Source organism: Dehalococcoidia bacterium, from assembly GCA_003597995.1.
Lineage (GTDB): Bacteria > Chloroflexota > Dehalococcoidia > Dehalococcoidales > UBA1222 > SURF-27.
Map to the genome: position 1 here is coordinate 19,539 of QZJY01000001.1, position 26,814 is coordinate 46,352.

A 26,814-nucleotide genomic window follows, 5' to 3' on the forward strand; every position below is an offset into this window, starting at 1 on the left:
CCATAACCGTAGAGTGTATTTGAGCAATTGACACGTCGATTTATTATTACGCTCCCTTTACATATTTAAATAGTGCCTTTCCGCCAAAAAGCTCATTTTCCCTGCTTTTATGGCTTTCCAGACTAGTACTATCGGCTTTTATGTTGTCTTATAAATAAATTTTCCTTCTAAAACTATTGACAACGATGGGTGCATGTAGTGTAGAATGGTAGAAAGTGGGAAGAAGTGGGGAGTAGAGGATTTTTCTCCTATGTTTCTGGGCGAATTTGAATACCGTATAGACGACAAGGGGCGCATGCCGTTTCCGCCCCGTTTCCGTCCTTACTTCAAGGACGGAATTATAGTCGCGCCCGGCCAGGAAAAGTGCCTTTCAGTTTACACCATCGCCGAGTGGAAGAAAATGGCGGACAAGCTGGAAGCCGGCGGACTGCCGCCCAGCAAGCTGCGCAAGATAAACCGCGCCCTCTTCGCCACCGCTTTCCATACCACCATCGATGCCCAGGGCCGCATCAACCTGCCGACGACGCTGCGCCAGTATGCCGGTCTGAATGAGGACATTGTCGTCGCCGGAGCCAACAGCTATATCGAGCTGTGGGACAAGGCCGCCTGGGATGCCGAGAAGAACACTGACCTGGCTGATGCCTGGCAGATAATCGAAAGCCTGGAAAGGCACTAGGGGAGTCGGGATGCCAACCACCACGCACATTCCGGTCCTGTTGAAGGAGACCGTGGAAGCCCTGTCTATCCAGCCGGGCGGCCGCTATATCGACTGCACGGCGGGGGGCGGCGGGCATGCCGAAGCCATACTGGAGCGCAGCGCGCCGGGAGGGCAGCTCTTGGGCATCGACGCCGACCCGGAAGCCGTAAGGCTGGCGCGAGCGCGCCTTTCGCGATATGGGGCCTCGGCGCTCATCGTCAACGACAACTTTGCCAATCTGGAAGCCATCTGTCTTAAAAACGACTTCGAGCCGGTCAATGGCATTTTGTTCGACCTGGGACTTTCCTCCCTCCAGCTCAGCGAGAGCGGGCGCGGCTTCAGCTTCAAGCACGGCGCGCCGCTGGACATGCGTTTCGGCCCGGAGCAGGCCATTTCCGCTGCCGACATTGTCAATAAGTACTCCGAAGCCGAACTGGCGCGCATCATCTATGAATTCGGCGAGGAAACGCATAGCCGCCAGATAGCCCACCTCATCGTGCGGGCGCGTCCCATCCGCACCACCGACGAGCTGGCCGACGTTATCTCCCGCGCCATGCCGGCGCGCGGACGCATACACCCCGCTACCAAGACCTTCCAGGCCCTGCGTATCGCCGTCAACCAGGAGCTAGAACACCTCGAATCGGCGCTCGGGCAGGCGGTAAACCTCTTGGGACATGAGGGATGTCTTGTGGTCATCAGCTACCATTCGCTGGAAGACCGTATCGTCAAGAACTTTATGCGGCGGGAAGCCGCCGGTTGCATCTGCCCGCCCGGCCTGCCGCAGTGTGTTTGCCATCACCAGCCCCGCTTGTGTCTGGTGAACAAGGGGGTCATCGCCCCCAGCCTGGCAGAAGAAAAAGCCAATCCGCGCTCGCGCAGCGCCAAACTGCGGGTGGCGCAGAGAATTATAAGCAGCGAAGAATGGCAGGAAACGGCGCAACGTCTCAGCCAGCTTGCTGGAAACGAGACCAGCGGCTGGAAACACCCGGACAAGCTGAGGATGATTTTCGGCGCAACGCTCAATTTGAACTAGGTGGCGGGGGCAATGTCCCGGAAGGAGAGGGGATAAAGATGTGAATGTCAGAACTGACTCGCAGGAGTTTATTATAGCAGCAGTCTGTAAAAGGAGGAGTACATGAGCAGGAAATCAACCATTACCGCAATCGATGTCGGCACCACCAAGATAGCCACTATCATCGCCGAGCAGGACAACGGCGGTGTTCGTGTGGTGGGTGTGGGCATCACCCCCTCGTACGGCATGCACAAGGGGCTGGTGGTCAATATCAATGACGCCAAAGAAGCTATCCGCGAATCGATTCGCAAGGCTGAACAGGCGTGCAACATCAGGGTGGAGTCGGCTTATGTCGGCGTGACCGGCCGGCATGTTTCTTCCACCAACAACCGGGGCGTGGTAGCTATCACCCGCAACGACAGACTGGTAAGGCCGGACGACCTCAAGCGCGTTATGACCACCGCGCAGAGCGTCAAGGTCCCCCAGGACAGGAGGCTGCTGCACGTCATACCGCGTAACTACGCGGTGGACGGCCAGCCGGGAGTCAAAAATCCGGTGGGCATGCATGGTTTCCGCCTGGACGTGGAGACCCACATCATCACGGCGGCCGCCAACTCGATACAGAACCTGGTCAAGTGCGTCCGCAGCATCGGTCTCGACATCGACGACCTGGTGCTTGAGCCGCTGGCTTCATCCGAAGCCGTGCTCACCGAAGATGAGCGCCAGGCGGGCGTGGCCATTGCCGACATCGGCGGCGGCACCACCGACATCTGTGTCTTTAAGGAAGGCAGCATCTATCACACCGCCATACTCCCGGTGGCCGGCTACCAGCTCACCCGCGATGTGGCCATCGGCCTGGGCCTGCCCTTCGAGGTGGCCGAAGAAATGAAGAAACGCTACGGCAGCGTCATGTCGGTCTATGAAAACAAGATGGCCGGCAGCACGCCTATCTCCGAGGACGGCCACGGCATCTCCTATCAGGACCTGTGCGATATCCTGCACGCCCGCGTGGAAGAAATTCTGCGCCTGGTGCTGCTGGAACTCCCCGGCTCCGATTACGAATCTGTCATCCCGGCCGGCCTGGTGCTCACCGGCGGCAGCTCCAACCTCTCGGGCATCGAGACCCTCGGCTGCGAGGTCCTCAAGCTACCTGTGCGCGTCGGTTGCCCGCTGCACATCACCGGCATCACCGACTCGCTGCGCGACCCGGCCTATGCCACCGGTGTCGGCCTGCTCCTTTGGGGGGCCAAGCATCCCGCGCGCCGCACCCAGGAATGGAACGGTGGCGGATTTACGGGACGTCTGCGCAATATGGCTAGCAGACTGGCTTCCTTATTCTCTGGCAAATAATAAATAAAAGAAGGAATATAAGGAGAAAAAAATGGCAAAGACGAGTTTTGTCCCCAATGGAGCCAGGATCAAGGTTTTCGGATGCGGCGGCGGCGGCAGCAACGCCATCACCCGCATGGTGCGTGAAGAAATACAGGGCGTAGAGTTCATCGCCGTAAACACCGATGCCCAAGCCCTGGCAATCACCGAATCCCCTGTCAGGATGCAAATAGGCGAGAAGCTGACCCGCGGTTTGGGCGCCGGCGGCGACCATAACACCGGCCAGAAAGCTGCCGAAGAGAGCCGCGATGAAATCAAGGAAATGGTAACCGGCGCCGATATGGTCTTCGTGACTGCCGGCATGGGCGGCGGCACCGGTACCGGCGCGGCCCCGGTTATCGCCCAGATATCCAAGGAATCTGGTGCCCTGACCATTGCCGTGGTCACCAAGCCTTTCTCTTTCGAAGGCACCCATCGCATGCAGGTCGCTATGGACGGCATCAGCCGCCTGCTGGGCAAGGTCGATACTCTCATCATCATCCCCAACGACAGATTACTCGACCTGTGCGACCCCAAGACCGGCGTAGACACCGCCTTCAAGATGGCCGATGACGTGCTGCGCCACGGCGTGCAGGCTATCTCCGAGGTCATTACCGTACCCGGCATGATTAACCTGGACTTCGCGGATGTAAAGGCTGTCATGAAGGATGCCGGCCCCGCCTGGATGTCCATCGGCCGCGGCACCGGCAAGAACCGCGCCGTGGATGCCGCCAGAGCGGCGCTAGCCAGCCCTCTGCTGGATGTGACCATCGAAGGCTCCAAGGGTGTGCTCTTCAACGTGGTCGGCGGCGCCGACCTCACCCTCTTTGAAGTCAACGAAGCCGCTGAGGTTATCAAGCAGGCCGTCGACCCCGACGCCAACATCATCTTCGGCGTGGCGTCCGATTCGGCCATGGGCAGCGAGGTGCGCATCACCCTTATCGCCACCGGTTTCGTCAACAAGACCGAAGTCGATACCAAGGAAGACGACGAGTTCACCAAGAAGCTCAGGAATATCAAGACCGAGGACGAGTTGGATGTGCCTTCCTTCCTGCGCCGCTGGAACCGCCCGATATCCAACCGCCAGGCCATCCCGGCGGACAAGGTAACCCGCCCGCAGATGCGCTCCTACAACCCGTAATTTATAAAGACGGACTCTCAGACATCAAAAGGAGGCTGGACGAAAGTCCAGCCTCCTTACTTTTCGATAGAGTCGAGCTTAACGCAAATCAATGAGCCGCCGCTGAGGTGGAAGAGCCTGCGGCTACCTCCAGGATATGGTCGAGCGCGGGCTTCGGTAAATCGAGCCGCGACAACTCGGCGCGTAATTTCGGCTGTGAGAGATAGCCTGCCTGAAACGCATTCAGTCGGGCGGCGGCTGTGGATTTCACCAGGTCGGCGAAATTCGGATAGACATTATGGAGAACGCGCATAAGTTCACGCGACTGTTGCAGGGAGTACTTCTGATGGTAGTCCTCGGCGGGGAAGAAATGTTTGTAGGGTAGGACATCCACAAAAGTCTTTTTCTTCAAACGCTCCTCAAGGCGCTGCTTGGACTCCTCGGCCTGGCGTTTTTGCTCGTCGTTGTGGTAAAAGATGATGTTGGCGTACTGGCCTCTCTTCTGATGGGTAGGCTCGATACCGCTCCAGAAAATTTCAAGCAGCCGTTCGTAGGAAATCACCAGCGGGTTGAACTGCAACTGGGTGGTCTCAGAATAGCCGTCCAGGTTGTGATAGGTGGGTCCGATTGAATTCCCCCCGGCATAACCTGCGACGGTCTGAACGACTCCGCTTTCACCCCCGAACCGGGAGTCAGTCCCCCAGAATCAGCCCATGGAGAAGGTGGCTGTTTGCAATTCAGGGGTGAGGGCGGCTTCTACCGGAACCCTTTCGTTTTCCAGATTGCGTGATTGTACTGTCATGCATAGATTTTAAACGGCGACCTGTTAAAGAGTCATAACATCGGTGGAGAAGAGGTTAAAGTTATATGACAAATCAAAAAATGCAGGGGCGAGTCATGACTCCCCCCACAAAAACTCAAAATCAGCGTCGGACCTGGACAGGAGGACGGAATCTAGCATTAAATGTAGGGGCATAGCATGCTATGCTATGCCCCTACGATTGTATTTAACTATTGTTCAGGCTTTTAACAATCTGAATGACCCGGGAGGCGGAAACCCATACTATCGTTTTGAAATTTAATGCCAAAACCGCTTGACTCCCACTATCTATTGTGTTACGTTGATTATAGTAATACTACATCTAGTAGTTATGTTATGAAGTGTCCCTATTGCGGCAGTGACGATTCCAGGGTGGTGGATTCGCGCGACACCACAGACGGTGTCAGGCGCCGGCGGGAGTGTATCAAGTGCCAGGCGCGCTTCACCACCTATGAACGCCTTCAGCCGGTCTCGCTCTACGTCATCAAGAAGGACGGCCGGCACGAGGAGTTTAACAAAGAAAAGCTTCTTAGCGGCATACGCAAGGCCTGTGAAAAACGCCCGCTGGCAGAAGGGGCCGTCGAAGCGCTGGCGGATGATATAGAATCCGAGCTCATCCAGATGGGCAAGGCCGAAATCCCCAGCTCGGTCATCGGCGACATGGTGATGCGGCATCTCAAGAAACTCGACTACATCGCCTACATACGTTTTGCCAGCGTTTACCGCGATTTTACGGATATCACCGACCTCAAGCAGGAAGTCGATACGCTCTTAAGCCATCCCTCCCCGCCGGACGGCCAGCTCACGCTACCCATCAATTCCTAATCCATACAGGTTAATCCAGTTCGGGGGTTATTATGGTTAAACCGGGTGAGTCGAAAACGGGGGCAGGAGGGCTGGTCAACCGCACGCAGATTGCCCGCGCTATTTTCAATGCCGCCGCCTCCATGGGCATTTCGGACCGCGACCTCATAGACAAGCTCACCACCCAGGTCATCGGGCGCATGGAGCGCCCCGCCGTGCTGCCTGGCATGGAGGATTTCATCCCTAAAGGCATCAAACAGCCGCTACCTCAAGCCTCCGATTCGGACATCCTGGCTATGGTGAAAGAGTTCCTGTCGGTCGAGAAACCGGTGCGGGTCGAGGATACTCCCCCCTCTCGCGCGGAGATAACCGAACCTCCTGCGTCAATTAATGAAATCAAACCAGCAGAAAGTAGAATAGTGTCAGAACCCAAACCAGAAACAGAATCAAAATCACGTTCGAGGAAGGAGACTCCCACCATGCCCGCCAAGACCAAAACAGGCGCCGTCCCCGCGAAACTCAGCGAGAACGCCCTGCGCGTGCTGGAAAAGCGCTACCTGAAAAAAGACAAGCAGGGCAAGGTGATAGAGACTCCCGAGGATATGTTCCGCCGCGTGGCGCAGACCATCGCTTCAGCCGAGCTAAAGCACAATCCCAAAGCTGATGTCAAAGCCTGGGAAGAGAAATTCTATTCCCTGATGACCGGTCTGGAATTCCTGCCGAACTCGCCCACCCTTATGAATGCCGGACGCGAGCTGGGCCAGCTTTCGGCCTGCTTCGTGCTGCCTATCGAGGACTCCATGGAGTCCATCTTCGAGGCCGTCAAGAACACCGCTCTCATCCACAAGAGCGGCGGCGGCACCGGTTTCTCGTTCTCGCGCCTGCGCCCCGAGACCGACAGAGTCGGCTCCACCGGAGGCGTGGCCAGCGGCCCGGTATCCTTCATGCGGGCCTTCGACGTGGCGACAGACGTTATAAAGCAGGGCGGCACACGGCGCGGCGCTAATATGGCCATCCTCAACGTCACCCATCCGGACATCATGCACTTCATCACCTCCAAAGAGGATATGGTCTCGCTCACCAATTTCAACATCTCGGTGGCCGTCACCACGGATTTCATGCAGGCGGTCAAGGCCGGGACCGACTACGAGCTGATTAACCCGCACACCAAAGAGGGGGCCGGCAAACTGAACGCCAAAGCCGTTTTCGACAAGATGGTAGAGCTGGCCTGGAAGACGGGCGACCCCGGCGTGGTCTTCATCGACCGCATCAATCAGGACAACCCCACCCCCCAGCTCGGGTGTATCGAGAGCACCAATCCCTGCGGCGAGCAGCCGCTGCTGCCGTACGAGTCGTGCAACCTGGGTTCCATCAACCTGGCGCGCATGCTCAAGCGCAACGGCAAAGTCGAGATAGATTATAAAAAGCTGGAAGAGACTGTACGGCTGGCGGTGCGCTTCCTGGATAATGTCATCGACGTTAACCGCTTCCCGCTGCCTGTCATAGACGAAATGACGCGCAAAACACGCAAGATAGGCCTGGGCGTGATGGGCTTCGCCGACATGCTCATCCAGCTAGGCATTCCCTACAACTCCGAAGAGGCGCTCAGTGTGGCCGAGCAGGTCATGGGCGCCATCAACAACACGGCGCACAAGACCTCCATGGAGCTGGGCGCGGAGCGCGGCGCCTTCCCGGCCTTCGACGGCAGCATCTACGACAAGCCGGACGCGCCCAAAGTGCGCAATGCCTCCTGCACCACCATCGCCCCCACCGGCACGCTTTCCATCATTGCCAACTGCTCGGGCGGCGTGGAGCCGGTTTTTGCCCTCTCCTTCACGCGCAACATCCTGGACGGTGCCAAGTTCATCGAGGCCAATCCTTCTTTCGAGGAAGCCGCCAGGAGCGGGGGCTTCTACTCCGAGGAGCTCATGCAGAAGCTGGCTGACGGGGCGCACCTGAAGGACATCAAAGGAGTGCCGGATGAGGTCAAGCGCGTCTTCGTCACTGCCCACGACATCGAGGTGAAGTGGCACGTGCGCATGCAGGCGGCTTTCCAGCACCACACCGACAACGCCGTCTCCAAGACGGTCAACTTCCCCAAAGAGGCGACCGCCGCCGACGTGAGCAACGTTTACATGATGGCCTATGAAGAACGCCTCAAGGGCATCACCATTTACCGCGACGGCAGCCGCGACGGGCAGGTGCTCACCACCGGCAAGGATGCCACCAGGGAAAAGAAGGAAGAGGCCAAATCTGGCGTGCTGGCCCCGCGCAAGCGCTCCAAGGTCACCTCTGGTTTCACCGAGCGCGTCACCACCGGCTGCGGCTATATCTACGTTACCGTCAACTCCGACGAACACGGCATCTGCGAGGTGTTCTCGCACCTGGGCAAGACCGGCGGTTGTGCCGCGGCGCAGCTCGAATCCACCTGCCGCCTTATCTCGCTGGGGCTGCGCTCGGGCATCGATGTCGCCTCCCTCGTCAAGCAGTTAAAAGGCATCCGCTGCCCGTCCATTGCCTGGGAGAACGGCAAGTCCATCCTTTCCTGCGCCGACGCTATCGCAGGAGTCCTCGAAAGACATGCCGGGCTGGCTCACGACAAGGGCGAGCCTCACGAAGGGGAGACGCAGGACCTGGGGCTGGTGAAGAACGTGGCCGGGCAGTGCCCTGAGTGCACGAGTTTGCTGGCCTACCAGGAGGGTTGCCTGGTGTGCCCGAGCTGCGGATATACGAAGTGCTAGAGAATGAACAACAACAAATTCCTTGAAGACCTGCAGCAACACGCTGAATCATTTGCCAAAGCAGTGGCTACTAACGAGGGCGAATGGATAATTAAAGGGTTTATAGACGTATATAAGCGTATTTATTCAATTTCTGTGGATACAAAGATAGTATCTAAAGTCCTCGAATTATTGCTATTTCCGATGTTTGTTGAATTTGCAGAGAAACGTAATTATAAATTAGAACTATGCCCCCAGCAGAATTTTTATCCAGACTTAACTTTTACTCATAAAAAGTCCGGCGTTAAGTTTGCCGTTGACATCAAGAGCACATATAGAGCCACTGACACAGACGTAAATGGGATGACTTTGGGTGCATTCACCGGTTATTTCAGAAACCGTGAAAGCAATAAAAACACACTTTATCCGTATAACCAATACTCCGGACATTTTGTATTAGGCGTTATTTATTCTAAATGTCCTAATGTAGGAGACGAACGGAAGCAGTTTTCATTGGAAGAACTCCCTCGAATACCCTCTGTGATAAAAGACTTCCAGTTTTTTGCGCAACCGAAGTATCGGATAGCATCTTCACGCCCTGGAAGCGGAAATACAAAAAACATTGGTTCTGTACTCAAAATAGAACAGCTTATCAATGGGGCTGGGCCATTCACATCTTTAGGCGAAGACATCTATGACGATTATTGGATGTATTATCTTACCAGGGATATGGCTCAGGCTTTGGGGGTAAAGCGACCTTATACAGATTTAAAGACTTATCTTAAATATAAAAAGCGTGGAATTGATAAGTTAAGAGCGCACGAAAAAGAAATCATTAATCTGGAGGAAGGTGAAAACAAGAATGATGAGGAGGGGAACGAATGAGCTTGCCGCCGTTTGTTCCTCCCATCAAGTGCCAGGGTATCAAAACAAAAATGGTTGACGATATCAGGAGAATCGCTAACAGCCAGGTTTTTGACCGGTGGATAGAACCATTTTGTGGCTCTTGCGTTGTCCCCTTGAATATACAGCCCAGAAAAGCGCTGCTCTGCGACTCAAATATCCACATCATCCACCTATATCAGGCTATCCAGAGTGGTGAGATAACACCAGCTAAGGTTAAAGTTTTTCTCATTGAGGAGGGTGCAAAACTGCGAACCGGAGGGGAAAAATATTACTATGAAGTTCGCGAAAGGTTTAATACTACCCATTCAGTTTTGGACTTCTTGTTTCTGAACAGATCATGCTTCAATGGTGTGATGCGCTTCAACCGAAATGGAAAGTTCAACGTACCTTTTGGCCATAAACCAGAGAGGTTTGCGAAAGCATACGTAACAAAAATTACCAATCAGATCAGACGCATTGCAGAGGTTACATCGGCTTACGATTGGCAGTTTTCCTCGGCTGATTTTCGTCAAACGCTGGCAACAGCAAAACCAGGCGATTTGGTATATGTTGACCCCCCGTATGCTGGGCGTCATGTTGATTATTTCAACTCATGGTCAGAAGATGATGAGGTTGAACTTGGAGAAATTTTGAAACGCCTGCCATGTAATTTCATACTCTCTACGTGGCACAGTAATCAATTTCGGGCAAACAATTTGATTGAGCGGAATTGGAAAACCTCGAAATTTCAAATCATAACGCGGGAACACTTTTATCATGTCGGTCCGACCGAAGAGTTACGACATCCTATGGTGGAAGCCCTCATTACTAACTTCCCAGTAGAAGTAAGTGTTGACAAGGCCGAAGCGCAAGGGTTACTGTTTGTTTAAAGCAGAAAGCACCCCATAAGAACGAAACCTTATAGCGTGCTATCCAGTCGTTTGAATGATAGTCAATAACCGAAAGGAGGTGAGAACATCGACAGACAGGAACGGGTCATGATATTCATAGACGGCTCGAACATGTACCACTCGCTCAAGGCCTATTTCAAGCGAACCGACATCGACTTGGGCTGTTTCAGCAACAAGATTCTGGACAAACGCCGCCTGGTGCGCATGTATTATTACAATGCCGTCGTGGGCAAAGTGGAAGAACCCGAGCGTTTCAAGGACCAGGAAAAGTTTTTCAAGAGCGTGGCCGCCATTCCCTATACCGAGCTGCGCCTGGGACGGCTGGTCTATACCAACCAGTGGCCCAACAGCCCGCCCTTCGAAAAGGGCGTGGACGTGCAGCTTGCTACCGACATGATAACGCATGCCTTCAAGAACAATTATGACGTTGCCATACTCGTGGCCGGAGACAACGATTTCGTGGGCGCCATCCAGGCGGTGAAGGACAACGGCAAACACGTCGAGGTGGCCCTTTTCGGGCAGGAGCGCACCTCGCGCCAGCTCAGAGACGTGGCCGACCGCGTTATCGTCCTCGATGGGCGCATTCTGCGCGGCTGCTGGAAAGGCCCTCCGCCCCCCGGCCCGAATGCCCCCCGCCACGCCAACCACAGCGAGCCCCGCAAAGACATCCCGAACGGCCAGCGGAACGAGCCCCGCAAGGAAGCTCGCATCGAAACCCGGCACGAACCACGGGATGTGTCCCGCAACGAGCCTCGCGATGAAGCGCTTAGCGAATCTAATCCCGAGCCTTTCAACGATTTCTGGAACAATTCCAGATTCGAGGCGTAGCTGTTAGTCCAATGGAATAGACGAAGAGCCTTGCTTAAAAAGCGAGGCTCTTTTCGTTTGTCATTCTGAGGTGGCAACGACCACCGAAGAATCTCGGGGTGGAGAGGAAATGCCCCCCTCCCTGGGATTCTTCACGGAGTTTACACTGAGTCCGCTTCAGCGGGCGAATGTGCTCAGAATGACAAGTCCAATTGTATCTGCGCCTGTCTTGCTGTAATATCAAGGCAATGGCAGGAAAGAAAGAAAGACCCACCCCCTCGCAGAGCCGCGCCGATTATTTCAGCGGCGGCAAGTTGGCCGGCGAAGAGGGCACCATCATCAAGGACTGGGGCGGGCGCTACCCGTTCGCTCTCATATATCCCAATGAGTATTCTGTCGGCATGTCCAACCTGGGCGTTCAGGCCATCTACAAAATGCTCAACAGTGAAAGCGATGCCGTCTGCGAACGCGTTTTCTGGGAAAACGACGGCAAACCCTTTTTGAGCCTTGAATCCTCGCGTCCCATGATGGATTATGCCTGCCTGGCCTTCTCTTTCTCCTACGAACTGGACTACCTCAACCTGGCGAACATAATGCGGGCGGCAGGCATTCCTCTATACTCGTGTGAGCGTGACGAAAGTCATCCACTGCTCATAGCCGGAGGTCCTTGCATCACGGCCAACCCCATGCCCATCTCGCCATTTTTCGATGCGCTATGCATCGGTGAGGCCGAGGTGATACTACCCTCCGTGTTGCCGATACTGGTCATGGACAGTTCGCGCGAGGACAAGCTCAGGCAGCTCTTAGGCTTGCCCGGAGTCTATGTTTCGGCTTTCCACGACGGCCATAAAATCACGCGCCGGTGGACGGCCATCCTGGATGATTTCCCTACCCACTCGGTGGTGTTAACACGAAATACCGAGCTTGGCGACCTGTATCTTATCGAGGTGGAGCGCGGGTGCAGCGCCGCCTGCAGTTTTTGCCTGGTGAGCCGCGCCTTCTGCCCGTTGCGATTCCACTCGCTGGAGTCGCTGCTCAAACAGGCGCGCGAGGGCCTACAATACCGAAAGCGCATCGGGCTGGTGGGGCCGGTGGTAACCGACCACCCAGAGATAGAAGGGCTTCTTTCAGGCATTCTGGACATAGGGGCGGGATTCTCTCTCTCCTCTCTGCGCCTCAAAAAGCTGTCGCCCCGGGTGCTTGAACTCATGATAGCGGGCGGGGCGCACAGCCTGGCGCTGGCCCCGGAGGCCGGCTCGGAACGCCTGCGCAAGAGCATCCGCAAGGGTTTTACAGAAGATGACATAATGCAGGCGGTCGGGAGAGTCGCAGAGCAGCCGTTCAAGCAGCTAAAGCTCTACTTCATGCTTGGGTTGCCGACCGAGACCGATGAGGATATCGAGGAAATTATCACGCTCTCCCTCAAATGCCAGACTTTACTCGATAAAAGCCAGAAGGGCTGCCGTCTTACCCTGAACGTCGCTCCGTTTGTGCCCAAGGCGGGCACGCCCTTTCAGCGGCTGGGTATGGCAGATATGGCAACTCTCGAAAATAGGATTACACGTCTCAAGGATTGCCTGAGTGGCGAAGGCATAGAGGTGAAGGCCGAAAGCCCGGAGTGGAGCCATGTCCAGGCGGCGCTTTCGCGCGGGGATGCTGACATGGCGGCTGTGCTGGCGGAAATGGATAAAGTGTCACTGGCGGCCTGGCGCAGAGCGGTCAAAAAGGCGGGGATAAACCTCGACCACTTTGTGCTGGAGAACTGGGGCAGGAACGCAAAGCTGCCGTGGGACATGGTCGATTTAAGCCCGAGGGAATAAATCCTGTCGTTCTGAGCGCAGCGAAGAACCGTAGCGGATAGCCTTATTCAAGAAAGTACAAGTGTTGCCTGCGGAATAGTAGAGTCGAAATCCAGCTTATCCCAAATCTTCCAACAGTTCATCGACTGTATCGAAAACCTTGACACGCCCTGCTTTGATGTCGGCGCTGGCTTTCTTTTCGCCTTTCTGCCACTCCGGCGTCCAGAAATAGGCCTGGCTTTTATCGGTGTTTTTCATTGTGATTAAAGATTATACACCTTAAAAATAAAAAAAGGAGAGGTTTTTCGCCTCTCCTTTTGCTTATAGTATTAAGTTGTCTATCTGCCTCGCAGCTCGTTGACGACGGAGCTCAATCTTAGATTTCATTGATTGATATATTTCCTCTGCGTATCAACTCAGCTTTCAGTGATTATATTTCTCCACCCATCAAAGTGAAAATCATCAACGTTAGTACTACCAGGATTACACTGTAATAATAGAGCCATGGTTTGTGAGTGCGAAAGAAATAAAACAAAACCCCGATGGTCAATAGCGATCCGAAAAGATATGGCAGAACCGGCGAGGGATACGATACTATCCCTATGGTGACTATGGTTACAGCTGTTGGTACCGTCATAAAAATCGCTTTAATAAGTACTGGCAGCTTTGAGCGGAAAACAACCCACGAAATCAAAGCGATGATAGCGAGGAACAAAATGTGTCGCGCTAATGGGATCCATTGAGGTGCAGACTCGCGGTTGCCAGGTATAAAGATATCGATAAACTGAAAAACTAAATAGCTAAGTAGAAAGGTAAGATTTAAAAGCACAAAACCAATAGCTGCCACAGCCAGAGCCGACAGTATATTTTTGACATAAGTATTTTTTAATAGATTGCTTTTCCCTTCGGCAGCATTCATATTTTACACTTCCTCAGGATAATCGAATATGACTATAATGCGGCACCAATGGGTTGTCAATAGTTTTGTGCCTCTTAAAACATGGGTAAGATTGTCCCAGATAAAAAAAGGAGAGGTTTTCGCCTCTCCTTTTAATATTATCGTCTAAGTTGTCTATCCGCCGAGCAGTTCGTTGACCACGGCGTTGACTTCCTGGCCGTCGGCCTTGCCTTTGACCATCGGCATCAGCTTAGGCATTACCTTGTTCTTGTCTCGCGGGCCGACTGCGCCAGTCTCTGCGATTATTTTCTTAACCAGGCTCATGATCTCGTCGCGGCTCATCTGTTCCGGCAGGTAGGCCTTGAGGATGGCCATCTCGGCCTCTTCCTTGGCGGCCAGTTCAGGGCGGTTGGCCGATTTATACGCCTCGATGCTTTCCTTGCGCTGCTTTATCTCTTTGGCGATGATGCCCAGTATGTCGCTGTCGGTAAGAGTGGCCTGCCTGGCGATTTCGCTGTAGTTCATGGCTGAAAGCAGCATGCGAATTACGGAGCAGCGCAGGCTGTCGCCGCCTCGCAGCGCCTGCTTGAGGTCATCGTTGAGTTTGGTCTTGAGGGAGCTTTCCATGAGCGAACCTACTTTCCTGGTTTGGTGCTGGCGCGGGCGGCTTTGGTTGCCTGGCGGCGGGCGGCCACCTGCTTGCGGGTGCGCCGTGTCAGGGGTTTCTGGAAGCGCGCGCGGCGGCGGGCTTCGGAGAGAACGCCGTCCTGCGTCACCTTGCGGTTGAAACGCCGCAGCAGGCTGTCGACGCTCTCGTTGTCGTTGGAGAAGACGATTGTGGACACTAAGTTACCTGCCTCCTTTAATACAAAACCCAGGTCTTGTTTCTGGCCCGGGGTTGCCACAGACCAACGTTATAGAAAACGCAGCTATTTTAGTCTAGAAATATGGCAGTGTCAATAGGCACAGGTTATTGATTATCGCCTCTTTTGCTGCCATAATTATATAGAAGATATGACAGTCCCTGAAGTTTTCGTGATGCAGGCCTGGGAGAAAGCCGGAGGCCAGTGCGAGTGCCACCGTCTTTCTCACAGCCATACCTATGGGCGCTGCACGCGCCGCATGATATATGAAAAACGCGGCTCCCGCGAGCATGGCGGCTGGGTGCCCCGCTACCGCACCAGCCCCGGTGCCGCAACGCCCCTGGCCTGTGAAATCCTGTGCTTCGACTGTTTCGAGCAGGCCAGCAACGACGAGTTCAAGACTTAAGCATAGACAGCTACCACCACGGCGTCTCCCGCGTTATTTTCGTCGAAGAATAGAACGGCGGCACGGCGTCCCGCCAGCATCTCCCCCGACGGTATGTTTCGGGCAACTGTAATTCCCTCCAGATAGGACTTGTCACTGCCCGATAACTGGACGACTGCGGTATAGCTCGATGAATCGAAACTGCGCAGAACAGCTTTCTTTATTGTCACGTTAATCTCCTTTCGTTAAGGCGCGCCCAGGATAATTTTTTGGCGATATTCACTCGTTCGGGGGGAATAAAGCAAGCCAATCCCCAGCACCCTTCGCTTGACTGCCGACAGGCCGGCGCGGGGGTCGTTTATTTCGATGATATCGTAAAGCTGTTGTCCGCAGTTGGGCGGGACGCTGATAAAACCGTCTGCAGAGGCAATGGTAAACTTCCTCAATATGGACTCTCCTCTTTCTTGGGCCTGTGCCACAGAACCGAGGTTTCCGTCTTCGATAACGATTGGCCTGTCATAATTGCTTTCGATGGCTTCCCAGTCGAAAACGCTGGCGATGATAGGCGCACCAGTTGTTGTGTTCCAGCCCTCGACACGCACGGAATTAGGCATAAGCTCCGCCTGAGCGTATCTGCCCTCGTAGATTGAGTGAGCGTTTCCATATGTGTAGCAGGACGCATCGCTCGAGAGCGGGTTGAGGAGAAACGCCCTGTTGCCCTCAATGAAAATAACGTCAGGGACGAAGGAAAGCAGTTTGTTCACGACCTCGCGCCCGTTTTCGCCCGGATTGATGCTGAAGTCGGGATAGAAGTTGAGTATTGTGGCCGAGGTCGAGAGCACCTCTAGCTTTATTCCTGCCTTAGCCAGCACGAAGGCCAGCATATCTTTGACTGCTTTCTGATTGGAGCCCCGGTTCCAGCGGAACTGGTGGCGCGCCCGCCAGCCCGTCAGGGCGGACCAGGCATCCTCCGCATGCAGCGCCAGGCTGGATTTGCCCCCCGAGCTGCGGTATTCGCAAGCTGTTATCTGGAAGGACTGCCCTTCGCTTACCTCGTTACCCTGAGACGTGAGATAGCCGAGGCTAAGATACAGCTCAGAGCCGGTGCGGAGTGGTTCATCCAGTGTGGCATATCGGCCATCATCGTTCCTTAGCTCGACGGCGAGTTTGCCCGAATCCGCATCAGACTCTTGTTTTAGAGATAAGACATCGGAACTCAGATTCAAGGTCGGGGAATTGAAGTTAGCTCTCCAGACCCCATTAGGCGACGACAGCCAGCAGTAATCGCCGTGATGCGTCAGGGCCAGTCCGTAGTCCGAAGACAGGTTGAACGGCACGGCCTCGCGCCACAGGCTTTCGCTGAAAGCGCTGCCCGTCGCCGTATGGGTCCAGAAAGGCCGGGAATAGCTCTGCTCACCGCCGTATTTTTCGGCGTAAAAACAGCGGAAAACATCGGGTTTGGCGAGTGATGCGTGCCGGTATTCGTAGCCGCTAGCGGCGGGTGCCGTGGCTATTTCTTTCAGCTCCGACCAGGCGCTGGACGGAACGGCTCCGCCATCACCGTAGATAAGGGACCATAGCTTGAAATTGCCCGCCGTATCCTTTCCCGTAACGAACAGGTTCCAGTCGCCGTCATAGACAATGCTGACCCCTGAAAGGTCGCCGGTGGTTTTATCCCATGCAGCCCGCGTCTGCCACTGGCCGCTAAGGTACTTTTTAACATAAAGAGTCTGCTGGTCGGCGAAGAATAGAGCCAGGTCGCCGTCCGGTTTGTAGGCGGCGCAGATGCCGTTGATGGCCGGAGAAACGGAAAAGTCGATCAGTTCCGGACTACTCCAGCTAGCTCCGTTGTCAGCGCTTTTGATACGCTGTATCTTTTGGTCGGACATTATCCAGAAGATAGATACCTCGGCCCCCAACGAGGCGGCTGCCACGACTACGGAATTATACTGGCCTGAATAAATCCACTGGCTGAAATCGCTGTTTTCGCCGGGACCGGCGACGCGCTGGTAATACAGCTTGCGGGCGTCGGAGGGCGGTGTGACCCTCGCGCGGATTAACGAGCCATCGGCGGGTTGAGCGGCAGCGTGGAAATAGTCCGCTTCGCTGCCGCTATATAAACGAGTGAATTTGAGACGCATGACGCCGGCAATAGAGCCCCTCGCTTCAAGTTTCACATAAGGCACGGCGCTATCCGACCTCTGAGCCGCTATAAGTGTCTGTGACAGGTTTCTCATGAGCTTGTCCCGCTGTCGCCCCGTTGTCCGGGAATGTATTCATTGCCCCAGAAGAGGTGTCCGCCGATATAGCCCAGGGCAAAGGCCAGCAGGAGCTTGAGGATATCGCCCCAGATGAGATGCCCCATCACCGCCCCGCCCGCCACCAGCGCGATGATGCACAGCCCCTCGACTTTGTGCCAGAAGTCGCGCAGTATAAAAGTCCACGGCCTTCCGCCGATGCGCGACCACAATGCTTTATAGAAATCCATCTTTTACCTCCTGATTAGAACTCCCATCCTGAGCGTAGCGAGGGATCTGGCAGGAACTTTGACGTGTTGGGTTCCTCGGTAGGGGCACAGCATGCTGTGCCCCTACTTCTTGCCAGTCGTCGTTGCGAGGAGGCGCAGCCGACGAAGCAATCGTACTGGATAGTCTTTCTCTGCCCGTGAGATTGCTTCGTCATCCGCTTCAGGCGGATTCCTCGCAACGACGATAATATTTTAGAGAGAGTCTTACGGCCCGATGACCACGCTTTGATGCGCGGGCTGCTCTGATGGGAGGTAGAGCCTCGACAGCCTCACCCGGTTGTTTCTTCCCAGTCTCCTGAGTTCCTTGCGGAAATAGTCCAGCCTGGCCTGCCCCACCGCCTCGAACTCTTTTGATGTGTCCATCCCACCTGCGTTGACCCTGTTAATGGAGAACGACGCCCATTCCAGGCAGGCAAAACCCCCCGCGCCCACCGCCAGCAGGTCTTCCAGCGTTGCCGGGAGAGTCGAGGTCTCCGCGTCCAGCGTATGCCCCTTGCCGTAGTAGATGCGGGTATTGCTGCCGTCGGGAACGTAATCTCCCAGCAGGGTCAAAATATTGGCCCACAGGCTGAAGCGCTGGTACTGTTTGGGGAATTTGTCGAGTGGATACTCGACAGCCTGCACCATCCGCCCAGGCGGACTCAGGCTGGAGATGTCTATATCGCGGCTGCCGGATGACGTGGCTATCGTCTCGACGGCTTCGACAGGCACGGCCTGCGAGAGTTCGCTCAGGGCATGGGCGATGTGCCTGTCGAGCTCGCCGTCCGTCCAGCGGTAGTTGCCTGAGTCCTCATCCTTGAGGTCTCGCCTTACTATCGCGCGCATGTCAGTAAGATTCATTGTTCCCTCCTAGTCATGTTTGTCATGCTGGAGGAGTCCGCCGTAGTCGGACGACGAAGCATCTGGGGTGGGGTGTGTAGAAGCAAAAATGAATAGGAATGTCTCCACCACCCCTCCAGATGCTTCGCTTCGCTCCAGCATGACAGATACGTTTAGTCCTGCACGCCGATGAGCGCGGCCGCCTTGACGGCGCTGAAAAGCGCCAGTGCCGTGTACCACTTGACCCGCGTGCGGCTGGCGTCCTTGGTCTCCAGCGAGCCGACGTTCTCCACCTGGATGAAGCCGGGGCTGGACAGGCCGCACAGCGCGCCCTCTCCCAGTTGCAGGGCATAGACCGTCGAGGAGGTGCCGCCCGTAGTGGCCGTCTCCACGCTGCCGGCGACGGCATGCGTGTCCTTTATCCAGTCGTTCACGCCCAGCGGGATGCCGTTCCATAGCTGCACGAAGTTGCCCCACTGGTCGCGGTTGGTCTCCATCATGCCGCCGGCCGCCCTCACCAGCGCGTTGATCTTGCGGCGCGTGCGGCGGCTCATCAGCAGCAGGTCGGGCTTGCCGCCCTTGACGGCGTCGATAAGCTCATCCAGCTTGTCCAGTGTCAGCGCGGCGCCGCTGGCGCTCATGGCGATGACCTGCGCGCCGGGGACCCCGGTATTGATGAGCTTCCTCAGGCCGTCGAACTGCTTGGCGCTCACGGCCGTATCGCCGTAAATGAACGTGTCCTCGAACTTCTGCCGCAGCGCCTTGGCTTTAAGCTCGATGATGGCCGCCTGCAAGTCCTGCACGTTGGAACGCGTGGTTTTGAGATAGTTGTCCACGTCGGCGTCGCCGCCCATGATTTTGAGCTGTGCTGTGAGCTGCTCGAAGGTGGGCGTGGACTCGTTCCAGGTATCGCCCACGTCGTAAAAATCGATTGTCGGCAGCGTCTTTTCCTGGTTGTAGGTCAATCCGTTTCCCACTATTTCCACGAAGGGCAGGCTCTGCAGCACCGGCGATTCTTTGACGATGGTCTCCACCACCCCCTGCATGAGCATGTCGTTGGATAGCTTGGATGCCTCGGCTAGTGTCAGTGCCATATTTACTTACCTCCTATGCCTAACTGTATTTTTTCGCGTGACGAGAGATTCGAGTTGTCTGCCTCTGTCCTGGCCGGTGAACCGGCGGGCACGCGGCCGGCGGCTTTTTCGGCCTCCAGGCTCTGCTTGACCTTGCTCACCAGCGCTCTGGCTTGGCTGATGGATTCGTTGACAGCTTGCAGCGTGTCTCCGCCCACCATTTCGGCGGGCAGCTCCGGGTTGAGCCGTATAAGGCTCTCGCGGTAGGCGTTGAGCGTTTGACTCAATCTCTCTTTGAGAGCGGCGACTTCCACCTCGCGCGGATCGTGAACGGCCTCTGGCTTTGGTGTTTCATTTGCTTGTTCTTGTTTTGATTCCTCGTTTTCCATTTCTCCTCCTTCAATGTTTATTAGTTGTCATTCTGAAGCCCGCCGCAGGCGGGCTGAAGAATCTGGGGGGAGGTGTTGTTCCCTCCCTTTAAAAAAGGGAGGTCAGGAGGGATTTTCCCTCGCGGCAATTCCCTTTCCTCTCCCCCCGTGGGAGAGGAGTAAGGTGAGGGGGTAACATCCGCCTTCATCCGGGACCTCGTTGCTCTCTCTCACTCTGTCCCCGGCTTCGGACGCACGTTCATCTCTTTATTCATCTTGAGGATGGCGCTCCTTTCATCCAGCCAGCGCGCGAACTCGCTTTCCGGATCGGTCACGCCAACCTCGGCCATGGCCCTGCGGCGCGAGTGGATGCCGCTCTGCACCAGCGTTTCCTCGCTCTTCACCACGCTGGCGATGTCGCGCGGCAGCACCGGTGCCCACACCACCTCGATATTGAGGTTTTCGTAGTCCTCGCCTTTGTATTTGGAGAGCAGCCTCAGTATCATCTCGGCGCGGCGGCGGTACACCGGCTCGCGGATGAGTCTTTTGCGCCAGATTTTTTGCAAAAGCGGCTGGAGTTCTATCTCCAGCGCCACGCCGGAAATGTCGCGCCCGGTGCCGCCGAAGGCCGCCCTGGGCGATTCGGCCATGTCGTGCAGCGTGCGGTAGAGCATCTCGATATAGCTGATGTGCAGCCCCACCCCGCCGCCCTGCAGCAGGTCTAAAAGATATGCCTTGGCCTCCTCAGGCAGGTTCCACACCGCGCCTGGCCTCACGGCTATGTCCTCGCTCTGCTCCACATTTTCCAGCACGGCGATGGGGTTGCCGGATAGCTCCAGGATGTGCGAAAGCTGGGAAAGTGCGCGATTCAGTTCGCGCTGCGGCTCCATCAGTTGCGGAATGTCCGACATACCCCAGCAGCGCTTGGGCTGGCGCAGGTTGGGGAAAATAATGAAAGGGATGGCTCCACAGGGATTGGGCTTGCGTTCGACCAGGGCGTTGTCGCACCACAGCTCGAAGGTTTCATCCGTCCACACCTCGGTGACGAGGCACGATTTGCCCCTGGTTTTGACTCCATACAGCGTTTGGGCGTCAACGGAGGGCAGAGAGTACCTCGATGCGACTTTGCAGAGGCGCGAGACGTCGTCGGTTCTCCACCACCCGTAAAGACCCTGCACGTCAGGGGAGGTGACTCTAATTTCGCCCGTCTCGCTGTCCCAGATGACTTTATATGCCCCGTCGCCCAGCACGGCGCAGTCGAGCTCTGTATCGAAATCCAGTTGCTGCAGGTTGTTGTCATGCGAGATGCGGTCGAGAGCGGCTTGAGCTCTGGCGGCCTCCCCGTCCCCTCCGGCGGGCGTCCGGCCGGACGCCCCTACACTTGATATGGCGCGCACCCTCATCCCTCCCATGAGGTAAGAGGTCAGCTTGTCTATCACCACGCGCGCATAGTTGAAGGTGAGCCGTTTTTCAACCGACGGCCTGGCGCACCACTGATGTCCCTCGTAGAAATCGAGCAGCGCTTTGTAGCCCCTCATGCGCTCGCCGTCGCGCTGTGAAAGCTCGGCAGGACTAAAGTTTTGTGCCATTCTTTTCTCCTATCTTTCTGGATAAATCCGAAATTCGAATATCGAAACCCGAAACAATGATCAAAATACTAATGTTTTAAACGAGGCATTTTGTGCTTCGAGTTCTTCGGATTTGTTTCGTATTTCGGATTTCATGCTTCGGATTTTCTCCCCTTAAGCACCCTCTGCACCGTGCGCTTGCTGACCTTGAACAGGCGCGCCAGTTCCCTGTAGGAGAGCCGCTCCTCGCGGTACATGCGCGCCATCTCGTCATTGCGCCGGCGCTTGAGCAGCACCTGCTTGCCGTGCGGCGTGTCGTAGACGCAGCTCGCCAGCGGGCAGGCCAGGCAGGAAGGGGACATCTCGCAGCCTTCGTCTTTGTAATGTAAATGTTCGGGCAGCAGGTCCAATTCAATGGACAGAGTACTTTCGTCGTTCATGAGTATCACCTCAAAATCAATTCAATTGTCTTTGCGTCGTTTTTGTCATTGCGAGGAGGCCAGAGGCCGACGCGGCAATCCCGTACCCCCTGTCCCTGTCTTTGCGAACCCCGATTTATCGGGGCGAAGCAATCTCACCATCAGCCTTGGCTGACCTTGGTACTGTCACAATCCTGAGCCGAGATTAATTTTCTGTCTTTGCGAACCCGCCGCAGGCGGATGGCAATCCCGTTCTCAATTCAAAATCAATCGCTGTATCAATAAAGAGCAGAAGAAGCTATACTGTAATGGAATTGTTATTAGTTCAGCCCCATGTTTTACGCTCGAAAACGATACTAGCACAAATGTTCTAAACATAGCAAGCAACTTTTGTCGTCTTTTGGCGTTTTATACTTGACAAGAGTCGAAAAAAACAGCTACTCTTTTAGAGAGTATGAGAGCGAAAACTGGAGTTTTTGCAGCTTAGCTCCGGCTTTGCTGATTGACTTTAAAAAATTAAGAAGAATAATGGGGAGGTAATTAGTGTTGTTTAAAAGGTTTTTGAGAATTTTTTCCGCAGCCTGCGTTCTGGGGCTGCTGGCAGCGGCGATACCAGTTGTGCCGGCTCTGGCGTTGACAGCGAGCATATCCTTCACCGGCGGTACGTCAAGCGGCGCGCCGGGCGCTTATCTTAATATTACGGGTACTGGCTTTACAGCTGGTAATGTAGTGACATTGGCCTTTGACGGTACGACGATTGCTACACCGACGGCTACCGCTGGCAATTTTACGACTACAGCTGCGATGCCGCCCGGCACTACCTATGGCAGTTATGTTATCACTGCAACTTCCTCGGGCGATACCTGCAATACTCTAACGTTCACTGTAACCTCCGCTTTCACTCTGGGGGCCGCCAGCGGTTATGTTGGCGATAGCGTCACCGTCACCGGGAGCGGCTTTCCTTTAGGTGGCGCCGTGGCGTTTTTATGGGATGGTGTTTCCTTTGGTACCATTACCGCCGATGGCAGCGGCAATATCACCGCGGGCTCTCTCCCCATCCCGTCCACAACCAGGGGCCCGCATACAGTTTCCACCACCAGCGCCATCACGCCGCGCCCGTTTCTCGTCAATTCCAGAATCACCGTCGCTCCCACCACCGGTATCGTGGGCGATGTCATAACGGTAACCGGCAGCGGGTTTGCCGCTGCCCCCGCCAACGTGGTCATCACGGTGGACGGCACGACTATAACCGCCACCACTCCCCTTCAGATCAACACGGTCGGCATCACCGGCATTTTTAGCTGCACCTTCGCCATGCCGCCTGTCGCCCGCGGCCCCCATACCATCAGGGCTACCGATAGCGGATACTATGCCGAGACTACCTTTTCCATCGGCCAGCGCATGAGCATTACCCCCATCACCGGCTATGTCGGCGATAACGTGACTGCCAGCGGCAGCGGCTTCGCCGCCAACAAGGTCATAACCTTCAAAATAGATGGCGTCGCGCTGACGGTCACCGGCAACTCCACCAGTGACCAGACCGGCGCTTTCAACGGCGTGAACTTTGTTATTCCGTCCGTGGGCGGCGGCGCGCATACCATTCGGGCCACCGACGCCGACGGCAACTACTATGAAGCTACCCTGACCGTGCTGACCAGGATAAGCAGCATTACGCCTAACAGCGGCACCGTGGGCACCCAGATTACCATAATCGGCAACGGTTTCGGGGCCGGCCTCGGCGTCGATGTCTTCTGGGATGCCGGCACCACCAGGATTGCCACCACCACCGCGACCGCTAGCGGCACCATCAGCGTGACCTTCGCCTCGCCGGCCAGTGCCTTTGGCTCTCATGTCGTCACGGTGAAGGATACCCTGAATAACTCGGCCACTACCAGCTTCTCTACCACGCCCAAGATACTGCTCAGCCCCATCACCGGCGTTTACGGCGATACCATAACCGTCACCTTCATCGGTTTTACCGCCAACGGCACCATCACCTCCAATTCCCCCACTTTTGGTATTGTGTCGGGTAGCACGTTTTATCCCGTCGCTGCCACTCCCAGCACCATCACGATGGATGCCAACGGCGGCGGCACCGCCACCTTCAGCATTATCAATGCCGCCAACGGCCCCTGGACGCTTCAGGTTTCGGACAGCGGCGGCGGCTCGGCCAGCGCCGCTCTGGCGATAAATCAAAAAATCACGCTCAATGTCGCCACCGGTGTCGCCGGAGATGTGGTCATCGTCACCGGCACCGGTTTTGCCGCCAGCAAGCCCATCACCGCGAATTACGGCACGCTGCCGCTTACGCTTACTTTCAATCAGGGTTCCACCGGGACCGACAGCAACGGCAGCTTCGCCGCCCTGTTCACCGTTCCGGCCACGGCAGCCGGCGCTGCCACGATAAAAGTCGGCGATGGCCCCAATGTCACCGGCAATACGGCCACGGCCACCTTTACCTCCTCCGCCAAAGCCACCATCAGCAAGACTACCACCCAGACTGACCCCGGTAACGTGGGTATGGAGCTTACCGTCAGCGGCACCGGGTTCAAAGCCAGCTCCACCATCACGGTCACCTTCGAGCCTACACTGGTAACTGTTGCCACCGTCACCAGCGAAGCCAGCGGTTCTTTCACCGCCACTTTCAAGGTGCCTGTGGCTGCGGCCGGCAATCACACCATTAAAGTGACGGACGGCACTACTACCAAGGAATTCGCTTTCTATATGGATTCCACCGCTCCCGTAGCGCCGGGGCTACTGCTGCCTATCGACAAGTTCAAGCCCAAGCAGCCGGTGCCTTTTACATGGAATGCCGTCACCGACCCCAGCGGCGTCACCTATACCTTCCAGATAAGCCAGGACGCGGCTTTCGCGACTCTTATCCTTGAAAAGAAGGACCTTGCCGTCACCACGTACAAGATGACCGATGCCGAGAAGCTCAAGAGCTCCGGCTCCAAGACGCCCTACTACTGGCGCGTCCGGGCCACCGACCAGGCCGGCAACGTGGGCGCCTGGTCTACATCAAATACCTTCACCATCGGCTTCATCTGGCCGCCCTGGATAATCCACGTCTGGTACGGCATTGGCATCGCCGTCGCCCTCATCCTTGGCCTGTGGCTCGGCCGCAGAATGGCCTACCAGTCCTACTAGACTCTTAGCCGAGTTAAAGAAAAGCCCCGATTTTATCGGGGCTTTTCTTTATTTTCTCCTTTCCCTTGAGAGGAGAGGGTGGGGTGAATCCCCCCTTGTCGTTGCGAGCGAACGAAGCGAGCGTGGCAATCTCGTTCATCCTTCTCTCCCTCGACGGGAGAGATAAGAGTGAGGGTGAAAGTTTGGCAATACGACCAGGCTGGCTTGGAGGGTGATACCTCCCATCATCAACATTCTCTCCCCCTTTGGAAAAGAGCCTGTCCTGAGCCTGTCGAAGGAGGATTAAGGGGGATTCAATTGGCATAAAGAAAGACCTATGACTCTCCTACGAACCCCCTGGCCGTCCTCGGCGCCGAGTCTTTGCTTGCAGTGGACGGATTGCCTTTAGTTGCAAGCGATGTTAGAGATTTACATGTCTGATATTTAGTCTATCGCTTGCCATTATAAAACCGGGGCGTCCAGAGGGAGCCTGTCCTCGAGCGGAGCGAAGGATGCAGACCCCTCTGGAAAATCATTTTTATCATTTCCCCCTTTGGAAAAGGGGGATTAAGGGGGATTCAATGGGCATAAAGAAAGACTATGACTCTCTCACCATCCCCCTTGCCCTCCTCGGTGCGCAATCCCTGGATGCCTCAACCAGCAGCGCCAGGCTCATGAGCATATCGTCGTGACCGCGCGCCGGGTCCACGTAAAAATTCATGCTCTGGTTTGCGCGGTAGAAGCATTTTGCCATCTCCATTTCGTGCCAGAACTCGCGGTATTCTTCCGAGCCGTCCGCGGCATACATTGCCAGACGCCCTGAGTTGACCGCCGCCAGCAGGTTGAAGCCCAGTTCGCTCTTGGACTGCGCCGTGAAAACAAAGGGCGTAACTTTCGACCCCAGAGCCCCTCGCAGAAAAGAGCTCACCGGCTGCCCCATGCCGGTGGCATCCACCGCGACGCGCTGGCAGCGCCAGACACGGCCGAGGATGTCGACGAGCTGAGAATATAGCTCGGTATGGGGCCTGCCTGTCCAGTAAAGGTGCTCGACGACGCGGATTGCGGGCTCCTTGCCCCCGCCGGGATAACTCACCTCTCCGATGGTAAGGGCTGTGGAGTCCTGCTGCGGCCTGGCAGACTGGAGCATCATTTCCTCGGAGGCTTCTCCGGCAAGGTCTAATCCCGCGATGTAATGCCGACCGCCCTGCGGCAGGCGCAGCCTGGCGTGGCTTCCCTGTAACTGCGCCCTCTGCTGCGGGCTGAAGAGGCGGCCTCCGCCCTTGATGGGCAGCAGGCGGTATTGCGTCATGAACAAGGGGTGCTCCTCGCCCAAACGCGCTCTTTCACCCTCGACATAGGCCAGGTAGTCCGGGTTATGAGCGGCCACCGCCTGCCAGTCGTAGCGGAAGTGGCGTTTGATTCCATCTTTTCGTTCGAGTTCGAGATTGGCCTGTTTCACCTCCTCCAGCAGCGTGGAGTCGTCCCAGGTGGTGCCGTAGTGCACTGTGGTCACGTTAGTGGTGGCGCCCATGGGCTTGAAATCCCGGGAGTATTTATCCTTGTCCACATCCTGGCTCTCGTCTATTTCCAGCAGCAGATGTGCCGTATTGCCCACCACGCTGGCGGATGAGTCCGCCGAGAGGAATACGGCGCGGGCATTGTCAACGCGGATGATATTTCCCATCTCTAGCGAGATGCTCCGCTCGGAGTTGCACTGGTATAGAGTGTCCCTGAGCCGCGAGAACGACAGCATAGACTGGGGTTTGAGCGTGGGGGCGCACTTGATGAGATTCTGGCTTTTCCAGCCCAACGACACCAGTAT

At 55.9% G+C, this 26,814-nt stretch carries 27 protein-coding genes; 12 read left to right on the forward strand and 15 right to left on the reverse strand.

Annotated elements, in window-relative coordinates:
• Window positions 1–250 precede the first annotated feature (250 nt).
• The 4 genes from mraZ to ftsZ all read left to right on the forward strand — a co-directional run bounded on the left by mraZ (window position 251) and on the right by ftsZ (window position 4,218).
• Window positions 251–676, forward strand: a complete 426-nt coding sequence (gene mraZ / locus C4542_00110; protein RJO63332.1) for a transcriptional regulator MraZ — start codon at window positions 251–253, stop codon at window positions 674–676.
• Between the two features lie 10 nt (window positions 677–686).
• Entirely contained in the window at window positions 687–1,730 is a 1,044-nt protein-coding gene (rsmH, locus tag C4542_00115) for a 16S rRNA (cytosine(1402)-N(4))-methyltransferase RsmH (GenBank protein RJO63333.1), read from the forward strand.
• 102 nt (window positions 1,731–1,832) lie between these two features.
• A complete protein-coding gene (ftsA, locus tag C4542_00120) occupies window positions 1,833–3,059 on the forward strand; it encodes a cell division protein FtsA (GenBank protein RJO63334.1) in 1,227 nt (408 codons plus the stop codon).
• A 31-nt stretch (window positions 3,060–3,090) separates the two neighbouring features.
• Window positions 3,091–4,218 (forward strand): cell division protein FtsZ, encoded by a 1,128-nt coding sequence (ftsZ, locus tag C4542_00125; protein ID RJO63335.1) that lies wholly within the window; start codon window positions 3,091–3,093, stop codon window positions 4,216–4,218.
• A gap of 88 nt (window positions 4,219–4,306) precedes the next feature.
• Here ftsZ and C4542_00130 read toward each other — a convergent pair whose 3' ends face one another.
• Window positions 4,307–4,777, reverse strand: a complete 471-nt coding sequence (locus tag C4542_00130; protein ID RJO63336.1) for a hypothetical protein — start codon at window positions 4,775–4,777, stop codon at window positions 4,307–4,309.
• A gap of 576 nt (window positions 4,778–5,353) precedes the next feature.
• On the opposite strand from C4542_00130, the gene nrdR reads away from it, so the two are divergent.
• From nrdR to C4542_00160, 6 genes are all read left to right on the forward strand, one after another.
• Window positions 5,354–5,842, forward strand: coding sequence for a transcriptional repressor NrdR (gene nrdR, locus C4542_00135; GenBank protein RJO63337.1), 489 nt, complete (start codon window positions 5,354–5,356; stop codon window positions 5,840–5,842).
• Window positions 5,843–5,964: 122 nt separating this feature from the next.
• Complete coding sequence (locus C4542_00140; protein RJO63358.1) at window positions 5,965–8,562, forward strand: vitamin B12-dependent ribonucleotide reductase; 2,598 nt, start codon at window positions 5,965–5,967, stop codon at window positions 8,560–8,562.
• 3 nt (window positions 8,563–8,565) lie between these two features.
• Entirely contained in the window at window positions 8,566–9,426 is an 861-nt protein-coding gene (locus C4542_00145; protein ID RJO63338.1) for a restriction endonuclease, read from the forward strand.
• Window positions 9,423–10,316, forward strand: a complete 894-nt coding sequence (locus C4542_00150) for a Dam family site-specific DNA-(adenine-N6)-methyltransferase (protein ID RJO63339.1) — start codon at window positions 9,423–9,425, stop codon at window positions 10,314–10,316. Before C4542_00145 ends, C4542_00150 begins: the two co-directional genes overlap by 4 nt.
• Window positions 10,317–10,424: 108 nt before the next feature.
• On the forward strand, window positions 10,425–11,165 hold the full coding sequence (locus tag C4542_00155; protein ID RJO63340.1) for an NYN domain-containing protein: 741 nt from the start codon (window positions 10,425–10,427) through the stop codon (window positions 11,163–11,165).
• A 191-nt stretch (window positions 11,166–11,356) separates the two neighbouring features.
• Entirely contained in the window at window positions 11,357–12,964 is a 1,608-nt protein-coding gene (locus tag C4542_00160) for a radical SAM protein (GenBank protein ID RJO63341.1), read from the forward strand.
• A gap of 409 nt (window positions 12,965–13,373) precedes the next feature.
• On the opposite strand, the gene C4542_00165 is transcribed toward C4542_00160, so the two are convergent.
• The 3 genes from C4542_00165 to C4542_00175 form a co-directional block, all read right to left on the reverse strand.
• Window positions 13,374–13,862 carry a hypothetical protein gene (locus tag C4542_00165; protein RJO63342.1) on the reverse strand — a complete coding sequence of 163 codons (489 nt, stop codon included), beginning with the start codon at window positions 13,860–13,862 and terminating at the stop codon, window positions 13,374–13,376.
• A gap of 153 nt (window positions 13,863–14,015) precedes the next feature.
• Window positions 14,016–14,468, reverse strand: a complete 453-nt coding sequence (locus tag C4542_00170) for a GatB/YqeY domain-containing protein (GenBank protein ID RJO63343.1) — start codon at window positions 14,466–14,468, stop codon at window positions 14,016–14,018.
• 8 nt (window positions 14,469–14,476) lie between these two features.
• Complete coding sequence (locus tag C4542_00175; protein ID RJO63344.1) at window positions 14,477–14,686, reverse strand: 30S ribosomal protein S21; 210 nt, start codon at window positions 14,684–14,686, stop codon at window positions 14,477–14,479.
• 193 nt (window positions 14,687–14,879) lie between these two features.
• Between C4542_00175 and C4542_00180 the strand changes: the two genes are divergently transcribed.
• Complete coding sequence (locus C4542_00180) at window positions 14,880–15,110, forward strand: hypothetical protein (protein RJO63345.1); 231 nt, start codon at window positions 14,880–14,882, stop codon at window positions 15,108–15,110.
• Here C4542_00180 and C4542_00185 read toward each other — a convergent pair.
• The 9 genes from C4542_00185 to C4542_00225 all read right to left on the reverse strand — a co-directional run bounded on the left by C4542_00185 (window position 15,107) and on the right by C4542_00225 (window position 22,510).
• The gene (locus C4542_00185; GenBank protein ID RJO63346.1) at window positions 15,107–15,319 is read right to left on the reverse strand and encodes a hypothetical protein; all 213 of its coding nucleotides are present in this window, start codon (window positions 15,317–15,319) and stop codon (window positions 15,107–15,109) included. The two genes, C4542_00180 and C4542_00185, sit on opposite strands and share 4 nt — an antisense overlap.
• 15 nt (window positions 15,320–15,334) lie before the next feature.
• Window positions 15,335–17,326, reverse strand: coding sequence for a hypothetical protein (locus C4542_00190; protein RJO63347.1), 1,992 nt, complete (start codon window positions 17,324–17,326; stop codon window positions 15,335–15,337).
• On the reverse strand, window positions 17,323–17,577 hold the full coding sequence (locus C4542_00195) for a hypothetical protein (GenBank protein RJO63348.1): 255 nt from the start codon (window positions 17,575–17,577) through the stop codon (window positions 17,323–17,325). Before C4542_00195 ends, C4542_00190 begins: the two co-directional genes overlap by 4 nt.
• A 243-nt stretch (window positions 17,578–17,820) precedes the next feature.
• The gene (locus tag C4542_00200; protein ID RJO63349.1) at window positions 17,821–18,456 is read right to left on the reverse strand and encodes a hypothetical protein; all 636 of its coding nucleotides are present in this window, start codon (window positions 18,454–18,456) and stop codon (window positions 17,821–17,823) included.
• Between the two features lie 152 nt (window positions 18,457–18,608).
• Window positions 18,609–19,529 carry a phage major capsid protein gene (locus C4542_00205; protein RJO63350.1) on the reverse strand — a complete coding sequence of 307 codons (921 nt, stop codon included), beginning with the start codon at window positions 19,527–19,529 and terminating at the stop codon, window positions 18,609–18,611.
• A gap of 2 nt (window positions 19,530–19,531) precedes the next feature.
• The gene (locus tag C4542_00210) at window positions 19,532–19,897 is read right to left on the reverse strand and encodes a hypothetical protein (GenBank protein ID RJO63351.1); all 366 of its coding nucleotides are present in this window, start codon (window positions 19,895–19,897) and stop codon (window positions 19,532–19,534) included.
• Window positions 19,898–20,106: 209 nt separating this feature from the next.
• Complete coding sequence (locus C4542_00215) at window positions 20,107–21,465, reverse strand: phage portal protein (GenBank protein ID RJO63352.1); 1,359 nt, start codon at window positions 21,463–21,465, stop codon at window positions 20,107–20,109.
• Window positions 21,466–21,596: 131 nt separating this feature from the next.
• Window positions 21,597–21,884, reverse strand: coding sequence for a hypothetical protein (locus C4542_00220; protein ID RJO63353.1), 288 nt, complete (start codon window positions 21,882–21,884; stop codon window positions 21,597–21,599).
• Between the two features lie 416 nt (window positions 21,885–22,300).
• The gene (locus tag C4542_00225; GenBank protein RJO63354.1) at window positions 22,301–22,510 is read right to left on the reverse strand and encodes a hypothetical protein; all 210 of its coding nucleotides are present in this window, start codon (window positions 22,508–22,510) and stop codon (window positions 22,301–22,303) included.
• A gap of 157 nt (window positions 22,511–22,667) precedes the next feature.
• Between C4542_00225 and C4542_00230 the strand changes: the two genes are divergently transcribed.
• Complete coding sequence (locus C4542_00230; protein RJO63355.1) at window positions 22,668–25,013, forward strand: hypothetical protein; 2,346 nt, start codon at window positions 22,668–22,670, stop codon at window positions 25,011–25,013.
• A gap of 13 nt (window positions 25,014–25,026) precedes the next feature.
• Here the strand turns inward: C4542_00230 and C4542_00235 are convergent, their stop codons facing one another.
• Together C4542_00235 and C4542_00240 are read right to left on the reverse strand one after the other, a co-directional pair.
• Entirely contained in the window at window positions 25,027–25,317 is a 291-nt protein-coding gene (locus C4542_00235) for a hypothetical protein (GenBank protein RJO63356.1), read from the reverse strand.
• Window positions 25,318–25,590: 273 nt separating this feature from the next.
• A complete protein-coding gene (locus C4542_00240) occupies window positions 25,591–26,802 on the reverse strand; it encodes a hypothetical protein (GenBank protein RJO63357.1) in 1,212 nt (403 codons plus the stop codon).
• Between the last annotated feature and the right edge of the window lie 12 nt (window positions 26,803–26,814).